Here is a 26,100-nt window from a genome sequence, read left to right as displayed (position 1 = left end):
CCGCCGTAAGTAAGGTTGAGCATTGATCCCGTTGTCTTTCGCGCAGCGTCGGTTGTGGTTCATTCACCAGCTGGAAGGGTTGTCGTCGACGTACAACATTCCACTGGTGCTGCGGCTGACCGGTGGACTCGATGTTCAGGCGCTGGGTGCGGCCGTCGCCGGTGTCGTGGGGCGGCACGAGAGCCTGCGGACGGTGTTCCCCGCCGTGGACGGCGTGGCCGAACAGCGCATCCTGGACGCGGCGGGGGCGGAGTTCGGATGGGAGGTCGTCGACGCCGAGGGGTGGTCGGCGGACGCACTGGACGACGCGGTCGGGAGGACGGCGTGGTACGAGTTCGACCTGAGCGCTGAAATCCCCTTCCGCGCAAGGCTGTTCAGGGTGAGCGACGACGAGCACGTGATGGTGCTCGTGATGCACCACATCGCGTCGGACGGGCTGTCGCTCGCACCGCTCCTGCGGGACGTCGAGGTGGCGTACGCCGCGCAGGTCGCAGGGGAGGCCCCCGGCTGGGCGCCGCTGCCGCTGCACTACAGCGACCACACCCTCCGGCAGCTCGACAGGCTCGGCGACGAGTCCGATCCCGACAGCGCGCTCAGCCGTCACCTGCGGTACTGGGAGAAGGCGCTCGACGGCTTCGAGGGACGGCTCGAGCTCCCGACGGACCGGCCCTACGCGGCGGTCGCCGATCACCGGGGCAGCCGGATCCCCGTCGAGTGGCCCGCGTCGCTGCAGGAACAGGTGCGGAAGGTGGCGCGGGAGAACCGGTCCACCGGCTTCATGGTGGTCTCGGCCGCCCTGTCGCTGCTGCTGTCCGAGCTGAGCAACAGCCCCGACGTGGCGTTCGGTGTCCCGACCACGGGCAGGCGCGACGCCGATCTCGCCGACCTGGTGGGCTTCTTCGCCAACACGCTGGTGCTCCGGGCGGACGTCGCAGGCGAAATGACGGGCCGCCAGTTGCTGGCGCAGGTGCGGGGCCGGATCCTGGACGCCTCGGCGCATCAGGACGCTCCCTTCGACGCCCTGGTCGACCTGATCAACCCCACCCGCTCGCAGACGCACCACCCGCTGGTCCAGGTCATGCTCGGCTGGCAGAACAACATCTCCGCGGAGCTGGCACTGCCGGGCGTACGGGCCGACACCGTGCCCACCACCTCCCGCGCGGCCCGCATGGACCTGACGTTCAGCCTGCGCGAGCGGCACACCGACTCCGGCGAACCGGCGGGCATCGGCGGCGTGGTCGAGTACCGCACCGACGTGTACGACGCGGCGACGGTCGAGTCGATGGTGGCCCGCCTGGAGCGGATCCTCGCCGCGATGGTCGCCGACATGGACCGGCCGGTCCTCTCCATCGACGTACTGGACGACGACGAGCGCGCGCAGCTCGACCGGCTGGGCAACCGTGCGGCGCTCACTGGGCCCACCCACAGCGCGTCGATACCCGAGCTCTTCGCGGCCCGGGCGGCGCGGACACCGGACGCCGCGGCAGTGGTGTTCCAGGGCCGCACGTGGACGTACCGCGAGCTGGACGAGGCGTCGGCCCGCCTGGCGCACGTGCTGACCGGTCGCGGGGTGGGCGCGGGGGACGCCGTCGCCCTCCTGCTCCCGCGCTCCGCCGAGACCGTGATCGCGGTCCTGGCCGTGCTGAAGCTGGGCGCGACGTACGTGCCGATCGACGTCAAGCACCCCGACGAGCGGGTGGCGTTCATCCTCGGCGACGCGGCTCCGGTCGCCGTCGTGACCACGGCTCCGCTGGCCCACCGGATCGACGGGTCCGGCGTCGCGGTGATCGACGTCGACGACCCCGGCCCGGCGGCGCAGCCGGTCACGGCCCCGGCCCTCCCCGACTCCGGGCGGATCGCCTACATCATCTACACCTCCGGCACCACCGGTGTGCCCAAGGGCGTCGCGGTCACCCACGCAAGCGTCACGCGGCTTTTCACCTCGACGGCTCCGGGGTTCGTACCCTCCGCCGACCAGGTCTGGTCGCTGTTCCACTCGTACGCGTTCGACGTGTCGGTGTGGGAGATGTGGGGCGCGCTGCTGCACGGCGGGCGCCTCGTCGTCGTCCCCGAGGACGTGGTCCAGTCCGCCACCGACTTCCATCGGCTGCTCGTCGACGAACGCGTCACCGTCCTGAGCCAGACGCCGTCGGCGTTCTACGCACTCCAGGCCGCCGACCTGCGGCAGGAACCCGGGGCTCGCCTCGACGCCGTGGCGGCCGTGGTCTTCGCGGGCGAGGCCCTGGAGCCGTCCAAGCTGCGGGGGTGGCTGGAGCAGCGCGCGACCTGGCCGCACCTGATCAACATGTACGGCACGACGGAGACGACCGTCCACGCGTCCTTCCGCAGCATCGTCGCGGCGGACCTGGACAGCCATGTCAGCCCCGTCGGCGTGCCCCTCGCCGACCTGGCCTTCTTCGTGCTGGACGCGGGGCTGTGCCGGGTGCCGGTGGGCGTGGTCGGCGAGCTGTACGTGGCGGGACCCGGTGCCGGCCTCGGCTACTTGGGCCGTGGCGGTCTCACGGCGTCGCGGTTCGTGGCCTGCCCGTTCGGCCCCGTGGGCTCGCGGATGTACCGCACGGGCGACCTGGTGCGGTGGAACCGCGCGGGCGAGCTGGAGTACGTGGGCCGCTCGGACGACCAGGTGAAGATCCGTGGCTTCCGGGTGGAGCTCGGCGAGGTCGAGGCCGCGCTGGCCGGTGTCGCGGGGGTGGAGCGGGCCGCCGTGGTGGTGCGGTCCTCCGACGCGGGCAAGCAGCTGGTGGGCTATGTGGTGCCCGCCGACGCCTCGGCGGGCGTGGACGGCGCCGTGGTGCGCGGTGCGGTCGCCGGGCACCTGCCGGAGTACATGGTCCCCGTGGTGGTCATGGTCGTCGACGACCTGCGGCTGACGGTCAACGGCAAGCTGGACAAGCGGGCCCTGCCGGAGCCGGAGTTCACCGGCGGGGTGTACCGGGCGCCGTCGTCGCCGGTGGAGGAGATCCTCGCGGGGATCTTCGGGCGGGTGCTCGGTCTGCCGCAGGTCGGCGTGGACGACGCGTTCTTCGACCTCGGCGGCAACTCGCTGTCGGCGATGCGGGTGATCGCGGCCCTGCGGGAGTCCTTCGGCTCCGAGATCGGTGTCCGGGCGCTGTGGGAGGCCCCCTCGGTGGCGGGGCTCGCCCGGCTGGTGGGCAGCCCGGCCGACGGCGGTGCGGCGTGGGTCCCCGTGGCGCGTCCGGAGCGGCTGCCGCTGTCGTTCGCGCAGCGCCGGCTGTGGTTCATCCACCAGTTGGAGGGGCTGTCGTCGACGTACAACATCCCCCTGGTGTCGCGGCTGACCGGTGAGCTGGACGTCCGTGCCCTTGGCGCGGCGGTCGCCGATGTCGTGGGGCGGCACGAGAGCCTGCGGACGGTCTTCCCGGCCGTGGACGGTGTGCCGGAGCAGCGAATCGTCGAATTGGCCGCCCTGGCCGATGCGGACGCGGGCTGGGACGTCGTCGACGCCAGCACGTGGACGGAGGCGCGGATCACCGACGCCGTCGGCGCATGCGGCCGTTACACCTTCGACCTGGCCGCCGAAGTGCCCTTCCGGGCCACGCTCTTCGCGGTGTCGCCCACGGAACACCGACTGGTGCTCGTCATGCACCACATCGCGGTCGACGGATGGTCGCTGGCACCACTCCTGCGCGACCTGTGGACCGCGTACGGAGCACGCACCGAGGGGCACGCGCCCGCCTGGTCGCCGCTGCCCGTCCAGTACGCCGACCACACGCTCCGCCAGCACGCGCTGCTGGGCGACGAAGCGGATACGAGCAGTGTGCTCGGCCGACAGGTGCAGTACTGGGAGCGGGCGCTGGAGGGGCTCCCCAGCAGGCTGGAACTCCCCACGGACCGGCCGTACCCGGCGGAGGCCGACCAGCACGGGGGCCGCGTCGCCGTCGAGCTGCCCGCGGACTTCCACGAGCTGGTGCAGCGGGTCGCGCGGGAACGCAACGCCACCACGTTCATGGTGATGTCGGCGGCGCTCTCGGTGCTGCTGTCGCGGCTGAGCGGCAGCTCGGACGTGGCGTTCGGCGTGCCGACGGCGGGCCGGGGACGCACCGAGCTCGACGACATGGTCGGGTTCTTCGTCAACACCCTCGTGCTGCGCACCGAGGTCTCGGGCGAGCAGAGTTTCGGTGAGCTGCTCGGGCAGGTGCGGGAGCGGAGCGTCGACGCCTTCGCGCACCAGGACGTGCCCTTCGACGCGCTCGTGGAACGGCTCAACCCGGTCCGTACGCAGGCCCATCACCCGCTGGTCCAGGTGCTGTTCGGCTGGCAGACCGACACCGTCCCCGACATCCCGGTGCCGGGACTCGGCATGGAGACCGCCTCGGTCGACATCGGGGCCGCCCGGATGGACCTGGCGTTCAGCCTCCGTGAACGGTTCACGGACAACGGCCGTCCCGGGGGCATCAGCGGGATCGTCGAGTACCGCACGGACCTCTTCGACGCCGAAACCGTGGAACGCATGGCGGCACGCTGGCAGCGGCTGCTGACCGCCATGGCGGCCGAGCCGGACCGTCCGCTGGCGTCGCTCGACGTGCTGGACGAGGCGGAGCAGGCGCAGCTGGACGTGCTGGGCAACCGGGCGGTCCTGGCGGAGCCGTTCGACGCCGTGTCGGTGCCGGAGCTGTTCGCCCGCCAGGTGTCGCGGGCACCGGACGCCGTGGCGATGGTGTTCGAGGGCCGCTCGTGGACGTACCGGGAGCTGGACGAGGCGTCGTCGCGGCTTGCGCATCTGCTGGCCGGGCGCGGGGTGGGTGCCGGGGACACGGTGGCGCTGCTGCTGCCGCGTTCGGAGCACACCGTGACGTCGGTGCTCGCGGTGCTGAAGCTCGGCGCCGCCTATGTGCCGATCGACGTGAACCATCCGGACGAGCGCGTGGCGTTCGTGCTGGAGGACGCCGCGCCGGTGGCGGTCCTCACCCTCCGCGAGCTCGCGGACCGGGTCGATGCGGACCGGGTCGACGCGGACCGGGTGACGGTCGTGGACGTCGAGGACCCGGCCGTCGCCCGGCAGTCCACCGCCGCCCTGCCGTACCCCGCCGCGGACCAGGCCGCCTACGTCATCTACACCTCGGGCACGACCGGCACCCCCAAGGGCGTCGCGGTCACCCACCGCGGCATCGCGGACCTGATCGTCACGCACCTCCAGCGGCTCGCCGCGTCCGGCGCCCCGGGCACCGACCCGCTGGGCACCGACCCCCTGGGCACCGGCTCCTTGCAGCCGCACGACCACGTCTGGACGCTGTTCCACTCCTACGCCTTCGACTTCGCGGTGTGGGAGATGTGCGGTGCGCTCCTGCACGGCGGACGCCTGGTCGTGGTCCCCGAGGAGGTCGTGTACTCGCCCTTCGACTTCCGCGAGCTGCTCGTCGCCGAACAGGTGACGGTCCTGACGCAGACGCCGTCCGCGCTGGCCCGGCTCTCCCCGGAGGGACTGGAGTCGATCGCGGTGCTCCTGGTCGGCGGCGAGGCGTGCCCGGCCGAGCTGACCGAACGCTGGGCTCCCGGGCGGGCGATGATCAACGCCTACGGCCCGACGGAGTGCACCGTCTACGCGTCGATGAGCAGGCCGCTGGCCGCCGACGGGGTGGTGCCGATCGGCGCCGCAGGGTCGGGCACCGCCCTGTTCGTCCTCGACGGCGGACTGCGCCGGGTGCCGGTGGGCGTCGCCGGTGAGCTGTATGTCGCGGGACGCGGTGTGGCGCGCGGCTATGTGCGCCGTCCCGGCCTCACGGCGTCGCGGTTCGTGGCCGACCCGTTCGGTCCCGCGGGCTCGCGGATGTACCGCACCGGCGACCTGGTGCGCTGGAACCACGAAGGTGAACTGGAGTACGTCGGGCGCGCCGACGACCAGGTGAAGATCCGTGGGTACCGGGTCGAGACCGGCGAGATCGAGTCGGTGCTGCGCGCGGCCCCCGGCGTGGGACAGGCCGCGGTCGTCGTCCGCGAGGACCGGCCCGGACACCGCCAACTCGTCGGCTACGTCGTCGCCGATGCCGACGGCACGGGCCCACTGGACGGCGCCCGGCTGCGCCGTCTGACGGGTGAGTGGCTGCCCGAGTACATGGTGCCCGCGGCGGTCGTGCTGCTGGACGCGCTGCCCATGACCGGCAACGGCAAGCTGGACAAGAAGGCCCTGCCCGCGCCCGAACACGGGGACACGGAGGGCTACCGGGCCCCGGCCACCGACGCCGAGGCGAGCCTGGCGGCCATCTACGCGCAGGTGCTCGGCGTCGAACGGGTCAGTGTCGACGACTCGTTCTTCGACCTCGGCGGCGACAGCATCTCCTCCATGCAGGTGGTGTCCCGGGCCAGGGCAGCCGGACTGCACTGCAAGCCCCGCGACATCCTGGTCGAGCAGACCGTGGCGCGCGTGGCCCGCGTACTCCAGCAGTCGGGCCCGGACGAGTCGGGCCTCGAACCGGACGACGACACAGGCCCCCTCACGGCGACGCCGATCATCCGCTGGCTCGACTCCCTGGCGGCGCCGACGGACGAGTTCAACCAGACCATGCTGTTCCAGGCGCCGTCGGAGGCGGAGCACGGTGACGTGGTCGCGCTCCTCCAGGCGCTGCTCGACCGGCACGCGATGCTCCGGCTGCGGATGGACGACGTCCCGCCGGGCGAGCCGGGCAACCCGACGATCCCGCCCGTCGGCTCGGTGGACGCCGCCGACCGCGTCACCGTCGTCGAGGAGCTGACCGACGACGCATTCACCGCCGCGGTGCGCGGGCTCGACCCGCACCGCGGGGCCATGGTGCAGGCAGTGTGGTCCGCACCGGCCCGCCAACTCCTGCTGGTCGTGCACCACTTGGCGGTCGACGCCGTCTCCTGGGGGATCATCCAGCGGGACATCGCGGCGGGCTGGCGGCACCTCGCCGAGGGCCGGGACATCGCGCTGGAGACCAGCGGCACCTCGTTCCGGCGCTGGGCCACGAGCCTGGCGGAGTACGCCACCACGCCGGAGGTCACCGACCGGCTGCCGAGCTGGCAGCGCATCGAGCAGGCCGCCGCGCTGCTGCCCGCGACCCAGCGGTCCACCGACACCTGGGCGGACGTGGAGCAGCTGTCGGTCTCGGTCGACGCCGAGCTGACGGACGTCCTGGTGACCGAGGCGACCGCGGCCCTGCACGTCAACGTCCAGGAGCTGCTGCTCATCGCGCTCGGCACGGCACTGGCCCAGCACCACCAGCACTTCGGCGCCCCCTTCCGTATCGACGTGGAGGGCCACGGGCGCCGCGACGAGGTCGGCGCCGGGACCGATCTGACGGACACCGTCGGCTGGTTCACCGCGAAGTACCCGGTCGCGCTGACCGCGTCGTCGCTGGACAGGGCGACGGTCCTGGCCGGTGCCCCGGCCCTCGGCGCCTGGGTCAAGGACGCCAAGGAGCAGTTGCGTGCCGTCCCGGACGGGATCACGTACGGCCTGCTCAAGTACCTCGACGGCGGTGCGGACCTGCCCGGCGCGGATCCCGCGGTCGGCTTCAACTACCTGGGCCGCCGCAGCACGCCGCAGCCCGGTGAGCGCCCCGGCGACTGGCGGATCCTCGGTCCGCTCGAATCACCGGAGGCCAGGCGCTTCGGCTCCCGGCCGATGCTGCTGCCGCACACGGTCGACATCAACGCGGTCGTGCTCGGCAGCGGCGCGGGGTCGGAACTCCATGCCACCTGGAGCTGGGCGGGCGCGCGCATCGACCGCTCCTACATCACCGAGCTGCACGCGCGCTGGCACGACGCCCTCGTCGGGATCGCCGCGTACGTGCAGCACGGCGGCGGCGGACTCACGCCCTCCGACGTGCTGCCCACGGCCGTCACCCAGCAGCAGCTGGACCGGCTCGCGCAGACCGTGGAACCGGCCGACCTCCTCCCGCTGACCCCGCTCCAGACCGGTCTGCTCTTCCACCGCCGCTCCGACAGCGCGGAGCCCACCGAGCTGTACACCGTGCAGCTGGGCATCGAGATATCCGGCGCGCTGGACGTGTCCCGCCTGCGCGAGGCCGTGCGCACCGTGGTCGCACGCCACCCCAACCTGGTGGCCCGGTTCGTCTCCGACCGGCTCACCGAGCCGGTACAGATCATTCCGAAGCGGCCGGACGTGCCGTGGACCGTGGTCGAAGGCGACTACCGCGACGGTGACGAACAAGCCCTGCTCGACGCCGAGTTGGCCGCCTGCAGCAACCTCGCCGACGAGGCGCCGCTGCGCATCCTGATCCACGGGACGGCACCGGACCGGCACAAGCTGGTGCTCTCCGTGCACCACATCGTGGTGGACGGCTGGTCGATCCAGATCCTCCTCCGCGAGATCTTCGCCGCCTACCGCAAGGAGTCCCTGGCGCCCGCCCCCGCCTTCCGCGGCTATGTGGAGTGGCTGGCCGCGCAGGACTGGAGCGCCGCGCGACGGCACTGGCAGCACCTGCTCGCGGACCTGGAGACGCCGACCCTCGTCGACCCGGCCGACCGCTCGGGGCCCGCCGCGCGGGCGCTGCTGCGGGCCGACCTCCCGGCCGGTGTCACCCGCGCCGTGGAGCGCCTCGCCCGCGCGCGGAACACGACCATGAACATCGTGCTGCAGGCCGCCTGGGCGCGCCTGCTCGGCGTGCTGACCGGCGGCCAGGACATCGTCTTCGGCACCACGGTCTCGGGCCGCCCGGCCGACCTGCCCGGCAGCGAGTCGGCCGTGGGCATGTTCATCAACACGGTCCCGGTACGTGCCCGCACGACCCTCTCGACGACCGCGGCCGAGCTGATCGGCACGCTCCGGGACGCCCATCACGACGGCATGGAACACCAGTTCATGGCGCTGGCCGACATCCAGCGCGCCGCGGGCCACCAGCGGCTCTTCGACGCGATCTTCGTGTACGAGAACTATCCGCTGAAGGCGTCCGGCGGACAGCTCGACAGCGACGGGCTCGGCATCCGGATCGCCTCCAGCCGCGAGTTCACGCACTACCCGCTCGCCCTGCAGGCCTGGCCGGGACGGCAGCTGAGGCTCCGTCTGGAGTACCGCACCGACGTCTTCGACGAGCGGACGGCCGCACGGATCCTGGCCTGGCTGGAGACGCTGGTCACCGCCATGGCCGCCGACGCCGACCGCCCGCTCGCGACGATCGACGTGCTCGACGCCGACGAGCTGGCGCGGCTGGACGTGCTGGGAAACCGGCCGGTCCTGTCGGAGCGGAGCGCCGTGCTGCCGGATTCGGAGCCGGAGCAGGCCGCCGCGGTGTCGGTGCCCGCCCTCTTCGCCGAGCAGGTGCGGCAGCGTCCTGACGACGTGGCGGTGGTGTTCGAGGGCCGGTCGTGGACGTACCACGAACTGGACGAGGCCTCCACGGACCTTGCGCGGGTGCTGTCCTGGCGTGGCGTGGGCGCGGACGATGTCGTCGCGCTGCTGCTGCCCCGCTCGGAGCACACCGTGACGGCCGTTCTCGCGGTGCTGAAGCTGGGCGCGGCCTATCTGCCCCTCGATGTGAACACCCCGGACGAACGGCTGGCGTTCGTCCTCCGGGATGCCGGACCGGCGGCGGTCGTGACGACCGCGAAGCTGTCGGAGCGGCTCCGCGGACACGACGTCACCGTGGTGGACGTCGCGGAACCGGCAGGGGAGAACAGGCCGGTCGGCGGCGACTTCCCGGCCCCCGACGCCGACCGCATCGCCTACCTCATCTACACCTCCGGAACCACCGGCACCCCCAAGGGCGTCGCCGTCACCCACGCCAACGTGACGCAGCTGTTCACCACGTCCTCGCGGACGTCCGAGCTGTCGCCCGGCCAGGTGTGGTCGCTGTTCCACTCCTATGTGTTCGACGTGTCGGTGTGGGAGATGTGGGGCGCCCTGCTGCACGGCGGCCGCCTGGTCATCGCCTCCGACGACACCGTCCGCTCCGCCACCGACTTCCACGACCTGCTCGTGAAGGAGCGCGTCACCGTCCTGACCCAGACGCCGTCCGCCCTGGGCCGGATGTCGCCGCAGGGGCTCGACTCGGTGCGGACCGTCTTCGTGGGGGGCGAGGCCTGCCCGGCCGAGCTGGTCGACCGGTGGGCCCCCGGCCGAGAGGTGATCAACGCCTACGGCCCGACCGAAGGCACCGTCTACGCCTCGATGAGCGCCCCCATGCGGCCCGGCAACGGTGCCCCCATCGGCTCCCCGGTGCCGGGTGCCGCGCTGTTCGTGCTGGACGCGGGGCTGCGCCGGGTGCCGACGGGCGTCGTCGGCGAGCTGTACATCGCGGGGCGGGGTGTGGCGCGCGGCTATGTGCGCCGCCCGGGACTTACCGCGTCGCGGTTCGTGGCGTGCCCGTTCGGGCCCGCGGGCTCGCGGATGTACCGCACCGGCGACCTGGTGCGCTGGAACGCCGACGGCGAGCTGGAGTACCTCGGGCGCTCGGACGACCAGGTGAAGATCCGCGGCTTCCGGGTCGAGCTGGGCGAGGTCGAGGCCGCGCTGGCCGCCGTGGCCGGGGTCGCGCACGCCGCGGTGGTGGCGCGGGACACCGATGCCGGTGCGCAGGTGGTGGGCTATGTCGTGCCTGCCGACACCGACACCGACACCGACACCGGCGCGGGCGTGGACGGTGCGACAGTACGGGCCGAGGTGGCCGCACGGCTGCCGGAGTACATGGTCCCGGCCGTCGTCGTGGTCATCGACGAGCTGCCGCTGACCGTCAACGGCAAGCTGGACAGGCGGGCCCTGCCCGAGCCAGAGTTCTCCGGCGGCGCGCACCGGGCCCCCTCATCGCCGGTCGAGGAGATCCTCTGCGGCATCTTCGCGCGGGTGCTCGACCTGCCGCAGGTCGGCGTGGACGACTCGTTCTTCGACCTGGGCGGCAACTCGCTGTCCGCGATGCGGGTCGTGGCGGCCGTACGGGAATCCTTCGACCGCGAGATCGGCGTGCGCGCGCTGCTGGACGCGTCGTCGGTGGCCGGCCTGGCCCGTCTCGTGGGCGACCCGTCGGGCGACGGCCAGGTCTGGGAGCCTGTCGTGCGCCCGGAGCGGCTGCCGCTGTCGTTCGCGCAGCGCCGGTTGTGGTTCATCCACCAGCTGGAGGGGCTGTCGGCGACGTACAACATTCCGCTGGTGCTCCGGCTGACCGGTTCGCTCGACGTCGATGCGCTGGCCGCGGCGGTCGCCGATGTCGTGGCCCGGCACGAGAGCCTGCGGACGGTGTTCCCGGCCGTGGACGGTGTGCCCGAACAGCGCGTGCTCGACGTGGCCCGGGCGCACTTCGCCTGTGCCGTCAGCGACGCCACGGCCTGGACCGAACAGCAACTGGACGACGAGGTCGGCACGGTCACCCGCCACGCCTTCGACCTGGCCGCCGAAATCCCCTTCCGCGCCAGGATCTTCAGGGTCTCCGCCACGGAGCACCGCCTCGCCCTGGTGGTGCACCACATCGCGGGCGACGGCTCGTCCCTGGCACCCCTGGTCCGTGACCTCCTCACCGCATACCGGTCCCGCAGCGCAGAGACGGAACCGGTCTGGGAGCCGCTGCCGGTGCAGTACGCCGACTTCACGCTCTGGCAGCACCGGCTCCTCGGCGACGAAGCCGACCCCGACACCCGGCTGGGCCGCCAGACGGCCTTCTGGGAGCAGGAGCTCGCCGGGTTCGAGGGCCTCCTTGAGCTGCCGACCGACCGGCCCTACCCCGTGGTCGCCGACCACCGGGGCGGCCAGGTCCTCGTCGAGTGGCCCGCGGAGCTGCAGGAGCTCGTCGCGCGCAGGGCGCGGGAGCACAACGCGACGACGTTCATGGTGATGTCGGCGGCGCTTTCGGTGCTGCTGTCCCGGCTGAGCGGCAGCTCGGACGTGGCCTTCGGTGTGCCGACGGCGGGCCGTGGCCGCACCGAGTTCGACGACATGGTCGGGTTCTTCGTCAACACCCTGGTGCTGCGCACCGAGGTGTCGGGCGAGATGAGCTTCGCCGATCTGCTCGGGCAGGTGCGGGAACGCAGCCTGGACGCCTTCGCCCACCAGGACGTGCCCTTCGACGCGCTCGTGGACCGCCTCAACCCGGTCCGCACCCAGGCCCACCACCCCCTGATCCAGGCCCTGTTCGCCTGGCAGAACGTCACCCTGCCCGACCTCTCCCTGCCGGGCCTGGACATCTCGCCGCTGCGCGCGGACACCCTGACCGCCCGCATGGACCTGACCTTCAGCCTCCGTGAGCGGCTCGACGGCTCCGGCCGCCCCGCGGGCATCGGCGGCGTGGTCGAGTACCGCACCGACGTCTACGACGCCGCGACCGTCGAGCGCCTCGTGGCCCGCTGGCAGCGGCTGCTCAGTACGCTGCTCGCCGACGCGGACCGCCCGGTGCTCTCCATCGACCTCCTGGACGAGCAGGAGCTGGCGCACCTCGACGTCCTCGGCCAGCGGTCGGTGCTGGGTCACGCGGCCGACGACCCCTCGATTCCCCGGCTCTTCGCCGAGCAGGTGCGGCTGCGGCCCGCCGACGTTGCGCTGGTGTTCGACGGCAGGTCATGGACGTACCGGGAGCTGGACGAAGCGTCGACGAGGCTGGCGCACCTCCTTGCCGGGCGCGGCGTGGGCACGGGCGACGTCGTCGCGCTGCTGCTGCCGCGCTCGGAGCACACCGTGACGGCGATCCTGGCGCTGCTGAAGCTGGGCGCCACCTACGTGCCGATCGACGTCAAACACCCCGACGAGCGCGTGCGGTTCGTCCTCGGCGACGCCTCGCCCGCTGCGGTCCTGACCACGGTCGGCCTCGCCCACCGCGTCGAGGCGTCCGGCGTCCCGGTCGTGGACGTCGAGGACCCCGCGACGGCCGCACAGCCGACCGAGGCGCTGCCGCTGCCGGACGCCGACCTGCTCGCCTACATCACCTACACCTCGGGAACGACGGGCGTCCCCAAGGGCGTCGGCATCACCCAGGCGAACGTCACGCAGATGTACGCCCCCTCGGAGCGGTCCTTCAAGCCCACCCCGGATCAGGTGTGGTCGCTGTTCCACTCCTATGTGTTCGACGTGTCGGTGTGGGAGATGTGGGGCGCCCTGCTGCACGGCGGCCGCCTGGTCGTCGTCCCCGAGCACGCCGTGCACTCCGCCGACGACTTCCACCGGCTGCTCGTCGCCGAGCGGGTCACCACGGTCAACCAGACCCCGTCGGCGCTCGAAATGCTCTCGCCCGAGGGCCTGGACGAGGTGCACACCGTCTTCGTGGGCGGCGAGGCGTGCTCCGCCTCGCTGGTCGAGCGCTGGGCCCCCGGCCGGTCCATGATCAACGGGTACGGCGAGACCGAGACGTTCTACGCCTCCATGAGCGGGCCCATGAAGCCCGGCACAGGAGCGGCCCCCATCGGAACGCCGGTGCCGGGCGACGCGCTGTTCGTCCTGGACGCGGGTCTGCGGCGGATACCCGTCGGTGTGGTCGGTGAGCTGTACGTGGCGGGCCGCAGCGTCGGCCGGGGCTATGTCGGCCGGGCCGGTCTGACCGCGTCGCGGTTCGTGGCGTGCCCGTTCGGTCCTGCGGGCTCGCGGATGTACCGCACCGGAGACCTGGTGCGCTGGAACCCGGACGGTGAGCTGGAGTTCGTCGGGCGCTCGGACGACCAGGTGAAGATCCGCGGCTTCCGGGTCGAGCTGGGCGAGGTCGAGGCCGCCCTCGCGGACGTGGCCGGGGTGGAGCGTGCGGTGGTGACCGTGCGCACCACCGAATCCGGCAAGCAACTCGTGGGCTACGTCGTGCCCGCCGACCCGGCCGTGCGGGTCGACGGCGGCTCCGTACGAGGCGAGCTCGCCGTGCGGCTGCCGGAGTACATGGTCCCGGCCGCGGTCATGGTCATCGACGCGCTGCCCCTGACCGTCAACGGCAAGCTGGACAAGCGGGCCCTTCCGGAGCCGGAGTTCACCGGCGGTGTCTTCCGGGCGCCGTCGTCACCGGTGGAGGAGATCCTCGCGGGGGTCTTCGCCCGGGTCCTGGAGGTGCCGCGGGTCGGGGTCGACGACTCCTTCTTCGACCTGGGCGGCAGTTCGCTGTCCGCGATGCGGGTCGTCGCCGCCGTACGAGAGGCGTTCGACACCGAGATCGGCGTGCGCGCCCTGATGGAGGCGCCGACCGTGCGGGGCCTCAGCAGGCAGCTCTACAGCTGGTCCGCGTCCGACGAGATGCCCCAGGTCGTGAAGTTGCGCCAGGGCACGGGACGCCCGCTGTTCTGCATCCACCCCGGCGGCGGCGTCAGCTGGGCCTACCGGGCCCTTGGCGGCGCCGTGCGGCGCCCGATCATCGGCATCCAGCAGACCCTCGACGACGGCCAACGGCCCGGCACGGTACGTGAGATGGCCGAGCACTACGCCGACCTCGTGCAGTCCGAACAGCCCGAAGGCCCCTACGACCTGCTCGGCTGGTCCTTCGGCGGTGTCGTCGCGCACCAGCTGGCCACGGTCCTTGAGCGCAGGGGAGCGCAGGTGCGGCGGCTCGTGCTGCTCGACGCGGCCCTGGTGGAATCCGGCACGTCCCGCTCACCGGACGAGGAATTCGACGAGATCGACGTACTGCGGTACTTCGTCTCCAAGAACGTCGACCTGCCCGCGCCGCCCGAACTGACCACTCAGGAACAGCTGGTGGAATGGATCGAAAGCCATTCCTCCCTCGGCGCGGCCATTCCACCGGCCTGGATGATCAGCCATGTCGTGCACAACCTCCGATTCAACTCGGAACTCTGGCACGGCCACACACCGGACGTGTTCAGCGGCGCCGCCGTGGTGTTCCAGGCCATGGGCAAGGAACTCGACCCCGGCTATTCACGCGACTGGACACCCCATGTCACCGGTCAGGTCACCGAGATCGCGGTGGAATGCGAACACAACGACATATTGAGTACCGACGTGTTGGACACCTATGGCGACCGGCTGCACGCAGAACTGGAAGGCGGCGACGATGACCAAACCCGGTGAGTTTCCCTATGAGGCCGGAATTCATCCCAAGGGATATACGTCCCGGCCGTGGACGATCAGGCAGTTGGCCGGTCTCGGCGACGGAATGGACACCAACAAGCGTTTCCACTACCTCCTCGACCGCGGCGAGACGGGGCTCTCCCTCGCCTTCGACCTGCCCACGCAGCTGGGTCTCGACCCGGACGACCCGACGGCCGTCGGCGAGGTCGGCCGCGCGGGCGTCTCGGTGGCCACCGTCGACGACCTGGCCGCCGTGTTCGACGGGATTCCGCTGGACCAGGTGTCGGTCTCGTTCACCATCAACGCGACCGCGCCGATGATCCTCGCCCTGTGGGTCGTCGTCGCCGAGGAATCGGGCGTCGACCCCGCGCTGCTGCGCGGCACGCTGCAGAACGAGATGCTCAAGGAACACGCCGCCCGCAAGGCGTTCGTGTTCGACCTGGACGACAGCTTCCGCTTCTCGCTGGACGTCATCGAGTACTGCGTACGCCACCTGCCCAAGGTCAACCCCGTGTCGATCTCCGGCGGGCACGCCCGCGAAGCCGGTGCGAGCCGGTCGATGGAGGTGGCGCTCGGCATCGCCGACGCGGAGGCGTACCTCCAGGGCATGCTGGCCCGCGGCTTCACCGTCGACGAGGTCGCACCGCGGCTCAGCTTCATCTTCGGCACCCATATGGAGGTCCTCGCCGAGGCGGCGAAGTTCCGGGTGCTGCGCAGGATGTACGCCACCCGTATGGTCGACCTCTTCGGTGCCGCCAACGAGAAGTCGACCCGGATGCGCATCCAGGTCAACACCTTCGGCTCCGCGCTGGCCGCAAGCGAGCCGCTCAACAACATCGCGCGCACCACCGTCCAGGCCATGGCGGCCGTCCTCGGCGGGGTCCAGTCCCTGCACGTGTGCGGCTTCGACGAGGCCGCGCAGACCCCGGGGCAGCTTTCGGCGCGCGTCGCGCTGCGGGTCCAGCAGATCCTCCTGAAGGAGACCGACCTGGCGCAGTACGTCGACCCGCTCGGCGGCTCCGACGTGATAGCCCGGATCGCCGACGAGATAGAGGCGGAGGCCACCGGCTGGCTCGACGACATCGCGGCCCGCGGCGGCCTGCTGAGCTGTCTGCGCAGCGGCTGGCTGGAGTCGCGCATCGACGACATGGCCTACACCGGGGGCGGTCCCACGGTCGGCGTCGTCGATGCCGAGGAGTCCGAGGAAGAGGACTGGCTCACCGAACGGCAACTGCGCTCGGGTGTCGTTCCCGGGCGCCGCACCCCCTTCGAGCGCAGGAACTGCGACGCGGAGCTGCGCGCCCTGACCGAGGACGTCGCGGCGGGCCGCAACGTCATGGAGTCGATGATCGCGGCGGCGCGGGCGCGGGCCAGCATCGGCCAGATGCAGCAGGCCGTCGCGGCCGGACTCGACGCGCCGCCGCCGCACGCCTGAGCGGCACCGCGGCACAAGTTTCCGAACACCCGAGTGGATAGCGAAGCAACATGAACAAGCAGCAGCTGACCGACACCGTCATCGCCTTCTGGGAGAAGGCCACCGGCGAAGAGGGCCTCACACCCGAGGACAACTTCTTCGACCTGGGCGGCGAGTCCCTCGTGGCCGCGAAGATCCTCGCCCTCGTCGAGCGCGAGTACGGCCTGGAGGCGGAACTGCACCTGATATTCAACAACCCCACCATCGAAGAGTTCGTGGACGCCGTCGACGAGGAGCTGTCCGCCAAGGCACAGCGGGGGACGGTCGCATGACCACACAGGAACTCAAGTCGCTCTGGGGCGGCCCGGCGACGCCGGACTGCTTCCTGACCGCATTCGTCCGCCGCGTCACCGACCACCCGGACCGTACGGCGGTGGTCGACGCCGACCGCTCCTACACGTACGCGGAACTTGCGGCCTGGGCGCAGGCGGTCTCGGCCGACCTGGCCGCGGCCGGGGTGGGCGTGGGCGACCGCGTCGCGGTGTCCCGGCCGCGCGGCGCGGGCGCCGTCGCCGCGCTTTTCGGAGTGATGCTGCGCGGCGCCACGTACGTCCCGCTGGACCCCGAGTACCCCGTCGAACGCCTGCAGTTCATGATCGACGACTGTGCGCCGCGCGCCGTCATCACCACCGAGCACACGCGCGTGCGCTACGACGGCCCGCTGGTGGACATCGGCACGCCGCCCGGCGTACCCGCGTCCCTGGACCTGCGCCCGGTCGACTGCGATCCCGAGCTGCCCGCGTACGTCATCTACACCTCCGGGTCGACCGGCTGGCCCAAGGGCGTGGCCCTGAGCCACCGCTGCATCGACGCGATGGCCGAGTGGCAGGCGTCCCACTCGCCGCGCCCCGACCTGTGCACGGCGCAGTTCGCGCCGCTGAACTTCGACGTCTCGTTCCAGGAGATCCTGGGCACGCTGTGCGGCGGCGGCACGCTGGCGGTCATGCCGGAGGAGCTGCGCCGCGAGCCGGGGCGGCTGCTGCGCTGGCTGGCCGAGCACCGGGTCGAGCGGCTTTTCCTGCCGTTCGTCGCCCTGCAGATGCTGGCGGTGACGGCGCGGCCCGACACCCTGGCCCAGCTGCACCTGGTCGAGGTGAACACCGCCGGTGAGCAGGTCGTCTGCTCGGAGGACATCCGGGCGATGTTCGCCGGAATGCCCGGCTGCCGACTGGTCAACCACTACGGGCAGAGCGAGTCCGCCATGGTGACCTCGCACATCCTGGGTCCCGACCCGTACGCCTGGCCCCATCTGCCGCCGATCGGCGTCCCCCTGCCGGGCTGCGAACTGCTCATCGACCCGGAGTCCCCGGAGACCCCGCACATCGGCGAACTCCTCGTGACGGGGCACCCGTTGTCGGAGGGATACCTGGGCCGCCCGGAGCTGACGGCCGAGCGCTACGTCGCCATCGCGCCCTCACCGGCCGGGCACACCCGGGCCTTCCGCACCGGCGACCTGGTCGAACTCACCGACGACGGGGTGCGCTTCCTGTCCCGCGTGGACAGTCAGATCAAGATCCGCGGCATCCGCGTCGACCTCCTGGAAGTCGACGCGCAACTGCTCACGGACCCCGACATCGCGGCCGCCGCGACGGCCATGGTGGCGACCAAGTCGGGTCACGCCAGCCTGCGCGCCGCGGTCGTCCTCCGCGAGGGATGCACAGGGCCGGTCGAGGCCGCCGCGCTGGAGCGCCTGCGCAAGGTCCTGCCGGAGGTCTCGGTCCCGGTCTCCGTGACGGAACTGCCCGAACTGCCGAGGACGCCCAGCGGGAAGATCGACCGCGAGGCGATCGTCACGCTGATCAACGAGGACCGCAGCAGGCGGCGGCGCGAGCGGGGCGGCCGCGCATGACCACGATCCTGCACGACAGGCCCGCGGACGCCGGACAGTACGCGCTGTGGGCGGAGGCCACGATCGACCCGTCGATCAGCGGCGGCGGCTACTTCGTGGCGACCTTCCACGGGGCGGTCGACGCACACCACCTGGAGACCGCCGCACAGGCCGTGCTGCACCGGCACGAGCCGCTGCGGTCGGTCCTGCGCCTCGTCGACGGGCAGTTGCGCCAGTGCGTGCTGTCCGCCCAGGAGGCCTGCTCCTTCGGACACGGCGACCTGCCGTGCGAGGAAGGCGCCGAGCGTGCGGCCGTCCGGGCCTGGCGCGAGCTGCCCGAACAGCACCGCCACTGGGACCTGGCCACCGAGGCGCCCATCCGCTTCCGGCTCCTCAGGCACGGTCCCGACCGCTGCTCGGTCGTGTTCGAGGCCCACCACGCCGGGTTCGACGGGCGCAGCAAGTTCATCGTGGCCCGCGACTTCTCCGCCTGCCTGGCGGAGCTGCGGGCGGGCAGGGCGGTCGACCCGACGCCGCTGGCCGCGCCCGGCACCCCGGTGGCGCCCCGCGAAGTGACCGAGGAGGCCATCGAGTTCTGGCGCGCCGCCGTCGACAGGGCGACGCCGATGGCGCTGCCCGAAGGCGGCCGCCTGGGGCAGCGGACGGTCACCGCATCGCCGACGGTCGAGCTGGACCCGGCCGCGGTCGCCGCCCTCCGCACGAAGGCACAGGCGCTGAAGGTGAGCACCTTCACCATGCTCCTGGCGGCGCTCACCCGCCAACTGGCGGTCTACGACAACACCGACCCGCTCCTGGCCCTGGCCTCCGACGTGAGCGACGAGCACACCGGCCATGTCGCCGGGCTGCAGATCAACGTGGTCCCCGTGGCCCTGGAGATCTCCCGGGGCGCCTCGACCGAGCAGTCGGTGGCGACCGCGCGCCGGGCGCTGGCACAACTGGCGCGCAATCGCCGCGTGCCGTTCGTCGACCTGGTCGCCGGTGTGCCCGGCAAGCCGATGGCCCGGCTCAGCACCGAGCTCGGCCTGTCCTTTCCCCGGCCGCCCGCCGGTCTTGACCTGGACATCCCGGGCCTGCGCTCCGCATGGGACTTCTTCACGCCGAACACCAACGCGGCGCTGGCCAGGACCCTGCAGATCCGGGCGGACTGGCCGCATGCCCGGGTGCGTCTCGACTACCGCCAGGACCTCATGGGCGCGGCGGAGGCCGAACAGCTCCTGGCCGACTTCCGCACCGCCGTCTCCGACCTCGCCGCCGACCGCACGACCTCCTCGGTCGGCGCGGCGCGCGCGGACCGCCCGGAGCCGACCACCGGCGGAGCCCCGTACCTGTGCGGCGGCGTCCGCGCGGGAACCGTACGGAACGACGACGCTCCCCACCCGCCCGTCCTGACGCCCGCGGACGGCGTCGCCTTCACCGTGCACGGCCGGTCGGGACAGCCGCTGCCGCGCTCCATCGCGGGGACGGTCCGGGCCCACCTGCCGGACGGGCGCGAGGTCCCCACCGACGACTGCGGATACGTCGCCGCCGACGGCCTCGTGCGGCTCCTCGGGCCGCAGGACGGCCGGTGGATCCGCACCCGCAGCCTGATCGACGCCTCCGCCGTCGCCCGCGTCGCCCGCACCCACCCCTGGGTCCGGGAAGCGGAGGTGCGGATGGAGAAGGCCAGGACGGAGACCGCGGTGCTCACCGTGACCGGGCCCGGCGAGGACGCGCCGAGCGCGCGCGACATCCGCGCCCATCTGCGCACCTGGCTGCACGGCAGCGACCTGCCGGGCCGCATCAGAATCACCGTTTCCGACCCCGACCCCGACACCAGCCCCGACCCCGACCTCAGCACCGACGCTGACAGTGAAGAAGGATGACCATGGACGAGCTTTCGGCAGCTGTGATCGCGGGCGCCTCGCCCGACGTACTTGAAGGCCTTCCGGTCCCCGCCGAATACAACGCGGCCTACCTGCGCACCGAGGACATCGGCATCTTCTCCGGTGTGGAGGACAAGGACGTCCGCAAATCCATCCACCTCGGCAAGGTTCCGATGCCGGAACTCGCCCCCGACGAGGTGCTGGTCGCCGTCATGGCGGCGGCGATGAACTACAACACGATCTGGTCCGCGACCTTCGAGCCGCTGCCCACCTTCAACTTCCTGCGCCACTACGGCAAGCAGGGCGGCTGGGCCGCCCGGCACGACCAGCCGTACCACGTGCTGGGCTCGGACGCCGCCGGAGTGATCGTGCGCGTCGGCAGCGGCGTGCGCAACTGGAAGATCGGCGACCACGTCGCCGTGGCGACGGCCCACGTCGACGACCAGGAACCGCTCACCCAGCACGACGGCATGATGGGCGACGAGCAGCGGGCCTGGGGGTTCGAGACGAACTTCGGCGGCCTCGCCGACTACGCGGTCGTCCGGGCCAGCCAGCTGCTGCCCAAGGCGGCCCACCTCACCTGGGAGGAGGCGGCCAGCAACCCGCTGTGCGCAGGCACGGCCTACCGGATGCTCGTCAGTGAGCGCGGCGCCAACATGCGCCAGGGCGACGTGGTGCTCATCTGGGGCGCGGCGGGCGGTCTCGGCGGCTACGCCGTGCAGTTCGTCCGCAACGGCGGCGGCATACCGATCGGCATCGTCAGCTCGGACCAGAAGGCCGAGGTCGCCCGCAAGCTCGGCTGCGAACTGGTCATCGACCGGCGCGAGATCGGCGAGATCTCCGCCGATCCCGACGTCACCGTGGCGACCGGCAAACGCCTCGGCAAGATCATCAGGCGTGAGATCGGCGAGGACCCGAACATCGTCTTCGAGCACGTCGGCCGCGAGACCTTCGGCCTCTCGGTGTTCATCGCCAGGCGCGGCGGCACCATCGTGACCTGCGGGTCGAGCACGGGCTACCAGCACACCTTCGACAACCGCTACCTCTGGATGCGGCTGAAGAAGATCGTCGGCAGCCACGGGGCGAACCTGTACGAGCAGTACCAGGCGAACCGCCTCATCCAGCGCGGCCGGGTGATGCCGATGCTGTCCGAGGTGTACCCGTTCCACGAGACGGGCGAGGCCGCCCGCATGATCCAGCTGAACGAACACCTCGGCAAGGTCGGTGTGCTCTGCCTGGCGCCGGCCAGCGGCCTCGGCGTCACCGACCCCGCGCTGCGCGCGCAGATCGGCGAGGACCGGATCAGCCCGCTGATGACGGCATGACGCAGTCGGCTCGGAGCGCAGACACAGGAAAGGCCGGGGGACAGATGCACCGTGTCCGAGTGGTGGTCGCCAAGCCGGGGCTCGACGGCCACGACCGAGGCGCCAAGGTGGTGGCGCGGGCCCTGCGCGACGCCGGTATGGAGGTCATCTACACCGGGTTGCGCCAGACGCCCGAGCAGATCGTCCGGACCGCACTGGAGGAGGGCGCCGACGCCGTCGGCCTGTCCCTGCTGTCGGGCGCCCACATGGAACTGGTGCCGCGGATCCTGAAGTTGCTCACCGAGAACGACGCGGCGGACGTGCCGGTCTTCTGCGGCGGCATCATCCCGCCGGAGGACGCACGGCTCCTCATCGAGCTGGGTGTACGCCGGATCTTCACCTCCCGTGACTCGCTCCCCGAGATCATCGACTGGGCGCACGCCAACCTGCGTCCGCTGGAGGTGACCGAGTGACCGGCGGGCCGCTGCAGGCGACGCTGGAATCCGCCCGGCAGGGCAGTGTCCGGGCGCTGGCCCGGCTCATGGGGCGCGCGGAGAACCACGGCATCACGGAGGCTGACCTCGGCGCTCCGGGGTCGGCCCGGGAGGGCTGCCCGGTCATCGGCCTGACCGGTCCGCCGGGCGTCGGCAAGTCGACGTTCGTCTCCTGCCTCGTCGCCGAGTACCGGCGGCGGGGGAAGCGGGTGGCGGTGCTCTGTTTCGATCCGTCGTCGCCGGTGACCGGGGGCGCGCTGCTCGGCGACCGCATCCGTATGCAGGAGCATTCGGACGATCCCGGGGTGTTCATCCGGTCGGTGTCCAGCAGGGGCCATCTCGGCGGGCTCTCGGCCACCGCCCGGCCCATGATCTCGGTCCTCTCCGCGGTCGGGTTCGACGTCATCCTGATCGAGACGGTCGGGGCCGGGCAGTCGGAGGTCGAGATCGCGTCGGTCGCGGACCGGACCGTCGTCGTCCTCGCGCCCGGCGCGGGTGACGGCATCCAGCTGGCCAAGGCCGGTGTCCTGGAGGTCGCCGACCTCTACGTCGTGAACAAGGCCGATCAGGACGGAGTCCACGGGATGGTCCGCGAACTCCGGGCCATGGTCGCGCTGGGCACCGTCGACATCCCTGTCGTGACGACCACGGCAAGTCGCGGGGAGGGCGCCGCGGAGGTCATCGCGGCCCTCGGCACCGACGGCGAACGGGACTGACACCGCCACTCCACACGGCTCCCGGACAGTCAGCGCTGTCCGGGATCGTCGTTCAGCAGCGGGAACAGCCGGGCCACCGCCGCCACGGGCATGGTGCCCGCGACGGCCCGGTGGTCCCGATCGCGGTATCCGGCCAGCAGCTGGCGTACGGAGGCGGCGAGTTCGGCCATTTCCGCCGGGGTGAGGTGGATCACGGCGCTGAAGGACTCGTCGTGCCGCCACTCGGCCGGTGCCCGGTCCCGGTGGCTCAGCCAGTGCTGGTAGCTCTCGTCCTCCAACCCGCGTGCGAGGTCGTCGAACTGCTCCGGCACCTCCCGGTCCTGCCCGTCCTCCTGCCCCGACGACTCCCACCTGAGCCGCCACGGCCGCGCCCGCCCGCCCTGCTGCGGAACCTCCTCGATGAGTCCGTGCCGGGCGAGTTGGCGCAGGTGGAAGGAGCAGAGGCCGGAGCTGTGGCCGAGGCGGGCGGCGGCCTGGGTGGACGTGACCGTGCCGACCTCGGCCAGCAGGTCCAGCAGGGCGACGCGCACGGGATGGTCCGGAAGTGACTGTCGGGCACGGCTCAACGGGTGCTCCCTGGAGGCTGCTTGACGGTCTTGGTCGCTCACTTTGCAAAGGCTGCTACTTTGGAAAGCATTCGGTCAAGCTGGGCAACCGCCGGCCGGGGATCACGTCCCTGGCCGGCGCGTGCATGTGCGGAAGGCGTTGAAACTCCATGGCTGTTCGGAACGGTGACATCTCGCAGGATCGCCGGGTGCGAGTGCAGGGGGAACCGGTCGATTCCTACCCGCAGTTCGCCCCGGAGGTCGAACGGGGTGCGGTGCACCGCATCACCGTCGTGGGGGAGGAGATCCTGACCCGGCGGTGCCGGGAGGTCACCGAGTTCGGCACGCCCGAACTCTCGCAGCTGATCGACGACATGTTCGCCACGAACCAGGTGGCGAGCGGCGCGGGCCTCGCGGCCAACCAGATCGACGTGGACCTGCAGTTGTTCGTGTGGGACATCGTGGACGACTGGGGAGTGCGCCACGTCGGGCACATCGCCAACCCGGTCCTGGACGAGATCGAGACCGACGATCGCGTACTGGTCGAGGAGACGGAAGGGTGCCTGTCCGTGCCGGGCCCCTACCGCATGGTGCCCCGTCTCGACCGCGCCGTCGTGCGAGGCCGTGACAAGGACGGCAACCCCCTGGTGATCGAGGGCAGGGGCTACTTCGCCCGTTGCCTCCAGCACGAGACGGACCACCTGCACGGCCACCTCTACCTGGACCGCCTCAGCAAGCGGGAGCGGAAGTCCGCGCTGCGCGAGATGGAGGACTCCAAGGAGGAGATGTTCGCCCGCCGCGCCGCCACGGCCAAGAAGCTGGGCAAGTGACGGCTTGCAAGATCGTCCGGGTGTGCGGTGAACTTGAGCCATGCTGACGCGAATTGATCACATCGGGATCGCCTGCTTCGACCTCGACAAGACCATCGAGTTCTACCGTGAGACGTACGGTTTCGAGGTCCTCCACATCGAGGCCAACGAGGAACAGGGCCTCCGCGAGGCGATGTTGAAGATCAATGAGACGTCGGACGGCGGCGCCAGCCACCTCCAGCTCCTGGAGTCGACCCGCGAGGACTCCGTCGTGGGCAAGTGGCTGGCCAAGAACGGCGAGGGCGTCCACCACATCGCGTTCGGCACCGCGGACGTGGACGGCGACGCCGAGGCCATCCGCGGCAAGGGCGTCCGGGTGCTCTACGACGAGCCCCGGATCGGGTCCATGGGGTCGCGGATCACCTTCCTGCACCCCAAGGACTGCCACGGAGTGCTGACCGAACTCGTCACCGCCGCGCCGTCGGACCCGGCCGGGCACTGAACCGCCCGGGTCCGACGGCGCGCCGTCATCCTCAGATGTCCCGGAACGTCTCGATCTGCGCGCCCACCGAGTTCAGGCGCTCCGCCAGCTCCTCGTATCCGCGGTTGATCACGTACACGTTGCGGAGTACGGACGTGCCCTCGGCCGCCATCATCGCGAGCAGCACGACCACGGCGGGGCGCAGCGCGGGCGGGCACATCATCTCGGCCGCGCGCCAGCGGGTCGGGCCCTCGACGAGCACCCGGTGCGGGTCGAGGAGCTGCAGACGGCCGCCGAGGCGGTTGAGGTCCGTGAGGTAGATCGCCCGGTTGTCGTAGACCCAGTCGTGGATCAGCGTCTTGCCCTGTGCCGCCGCCGCGATGGCCGCGAAGAACGGGACGTTGTCGATGTTCAGGCCCGGGAACGGCATCGGGTGGATCTTGTCGATCGGCGCCTCCAGCTTGGAGGGGCGCACGGTGAGGTCGATCAGGCGCGTACGGCCGTTGTCCGCGGGGTACTCCGCGGTGCGGTCGTGGTCGAGCCCCATCTCCTCCAGGACCGCGAGCTCGATCTCCAGGAACTCGATCGGCACCCGGCGCACCGTCAGCTCCGACTCCGTGACGACGGCCGCGGCCAGCAGGCTCATCGCCTCGACCGGGTCCTCGGAGGGGGAGTAGTCGACGTCGACGTCGATGGTGGGGACGCCGTGCACGGTCAGGGTGGTCGTGCCGATGCCCTCGACCTCGACGCCGAGCGCCTCCAGGAAGAAGCACAGGTCCTGGACCATGTAGTTCGACGAGGCGTTGCGGATGACCGTCGTGCCCGCGCTGCGCGCCGCGGCAAGGAGCGCGTTCTCGGTGACGGTGTCCCCGCGCTCGGTGAGGACGATGGGGCGGTCGGGGGCGATGTCGCGGGCCACCGTGGCGTGGTACAGCCCCTCGGTCGCCGCGATGTCCAGGCCGAACCGGCGCAGCGCGATCATGTGTGGCTCGATCGTGCGGGTGCCCAGGTCACAGCCGCCCGCGTACGGCAGCTTGAAGTGGTCCATGCGGTGCAGGAGCGGGCCGAGGAACATGATGATCGAGCGGGTGCGGCGGGCCGCGTCCGCGTCGATGGCGTCCATGTCCAGCTTGGCGGGCGGCACGATCTCCAGGTCGACGCCGTCGTTGATCCAACGGGTGCGCACCCCGATGGAGTTGAGCACCTCCAGGAGGCGGTAGACCTCCTCGATGCGGGCGACGCGGCGCAGCACCGTGCGGCCCTTGTTCAGGAGGGACGCACAGAGCAGCGCCACGCACGCGTTCTTGCTCGTCTTGACGTCGATGGCGCCGGAGAGCCGACGGCCGCCGACAACTCGCAGATGCATGGGGCCCGCGTACCCGAGCGAGACGATTTCACTGTCGAGAGCCTCGCCGATCCGGGCGATCATCTCAAGGCTGATGTTCTGGTTGCCGCGCTCGATGCGGTTCACGGCGCTCTGGCTGGTGCTGAGCGCCTCGGCGAGCTGCGTCTGTGTCCAGCCCCGGTGCTGCCGGGCGTCACGGATGAGCTTGCCGATGCGTACGAGGTAGTCGTCTGCCATGCGTCGCAGGTTATCTCAGATATGAGATGGCGTACGCGCTGGGGTA

At 71.5% G+C, this 26,100-nt stretch carries 12 protein-coding genes; 10 read left to right on the top strand and 2 right to left on the bottom strand.

Annotation, left to right across the window (positions count from 1 at the left end; translation table 11 throughout):
* Positions 1–22 precede the first annotated feature (22 nt).
* Genes ABZV77_RS03105 through meaB form a run of 8 tightly spaced genes read left to right on the top strand, consistent with a single transcriptional unit; the run spans position 23 to position 22,637 of the window.
* Positions 23–14,938, top strand: coding sequence for an amino acid adenylation domain-containing protein (locus ABZV77_RS03105; RefSeq protein ID WP_356249649.1), 14,916 nt, complete (start codon positions 23–25; stop codon positions 14,936–14,938).
* Entirely contained in the window at positions 14,922–16,373 is a 1,452-nt protein-coding gene (locus ABZV77_RS03100) for a methylmalonyl-CoA mutase family protein (protein ID WP_356249647.1), read from the top strand. Before ABZV77_RS03105 ends, ABZV77_RS03100 begins: the two co-directional genes overlap by 17 nt.
* A gap of 50 nt (positions 16,374–16,423) precedes the next feature.
* On the top strand, positions 16,424–16,684 hold the full coding sequence (locus ABZV77_RS03095; protein ID WP_356249645.1) for an acyl carrier protein: 261 nt from the start codon (positions 16,424–16,426) through the stop codon (positions 16,682–16,684).
* The gene (locus ABZV77_RS03090; RefSeq protein ID WP_356249643.1) at positions 16,681–18,261 is read left to right on the top strand and encodes an AMP-binding protein; all 1,581 of its coding nucleotides are present in this window, start codon (positions 16,681–16,683) and stop codon (positions 18,259–18,261) included. Before ABZV77_RS03095 ends, ABZV77_RS03090 begins: the two co-directional genes overlap by 4 nt.
* The gene (locus tag ABZV77_RS03085; RefSeq protein ID WP_356249641.1) at positions 18,258–20,123 is read left to right on the top strand and encodes a condensation domain-containing protein; all 1,866 of its coding nucleotides are present in this window, start codon (positions 18,258–18,260) and stop codon (positions 20,121–20,123) included. The genes ABZV77_RS03090 and ABZV77_RS03085 overlap by 4 nt, the downstream gene beginning before the upstream one ends.
* A 2-nt stretch (positions 20,124–20,125) precedes the next feature.
* Entirely contained in the window at positions 20,126–21,448 is a 1,323-nt protein-coding gene (gene ccrA, locus ABZV77_RS03080; RefSeq protein WP_356249639.1) for a crotonyl-CoA carboxylase/reductase, read from the top strand.
* Positions 21,449–21,492: 44 nt separating this feature from the next.
* Positions 21,493–21,900: a cobalamin B12-binding domain-containing protein gene (locus tag ABZV77_RS03075; RefSeq protein ID WP_356249637.1), complete on the top strand. Its 408-nt coding sequence runs from the start codon at positions 21,493–21,495 to the stop codon at positions 21,898–21,900.
* A complete protein-coding gene (meaB, locus tag ABZV77_RS03070; protein WP_356249635.1) occupies positions 21,897–22,637 on the top strand; it encodes a methylmalonyl Co-A mutase-associated GTPase MeaB in 741 nt (246 codons plus the stop codon). The genes ABZV77_RS03075 and meaB overlap by 4 nt, the downstream gene beginning before the upstream one ends.
* 29 nt (positions 22,638–22,666) lie before the next feature.
* On the opposite strand, the gene ABZV77_RS03065 is transcribed toward meaB, so the two are convergent.
* Positions 22,667–23,245: a helix-turn-helix domain-containing protein gene (locus ABZV77_RS03065; protein WP_356249633.1), complete on the bottom strand. Its 579-nt coding sequence runs from the start codon at positions 23,243–23,245 to the stop codon at positions 22,667–22,669.
* Between the two features lie 107 nt (positions 23,246–23,352).
* Between ABZV77_RS03065 and def the strand changes: the two genes are divergently transcribed.
* Both def and mce read left to right on the top strand, forming a co-directional pair.
* Positions 23,353–24,012, top strand: a complete 660-nt coding sequence (def, locus tag ABZV77_RS03060; protein WP_356249631.1) for a peptide deformylase — start codon at positions 23,353–23,355, stop codon at positions 24,010–24,012.
* A 40-nt stretch (positions 24,013–24,052) separates the two neighbouring features.
* Entirely contained in the window at positions 24,053–24,493 is a 441-nt protein-coding gene (gene mce, locus ABZV77_RS03055; protein WP_356249629.1) for a methylmalonyl-CoA epimerase, read from the top strand.
* 31 nt (positions 24,494–24,524) lie between these two features.
* Here the strand turns inward: mce and ABZV77_RS03050 are convergent, their stop codons facing one another.
* Positions 24,525–26,054, bottom strand: coding sequence for a UDP-N-acetylglucosamine 1-carboxyvinyltransferase (locus tag ABZV77_RS03050; protein ID WP_356249627.1), 1,530 nt, complete (start codon positions 26,052–26,054; stop codon positions 24,525–24,527).
* Between the last annotated feature and the right edge of the window lie 46 nt (positions 26,055–26,100).

The sequence above is a fragment of the Streptomyces sp. NPDC004732 genome (genome assembly GCF_040609235.1).
Classification (GTDB): Bacteria; Actinomycetota; Actinomycetes; order Streptomycetales; family Streptomycetaceae; genus Streptomyces.
The sequence above is the reverse complement of the archived record's forward strand: the minus strand, read 5'-3'. Positions and strand labels throughout refer to the sequence as shown.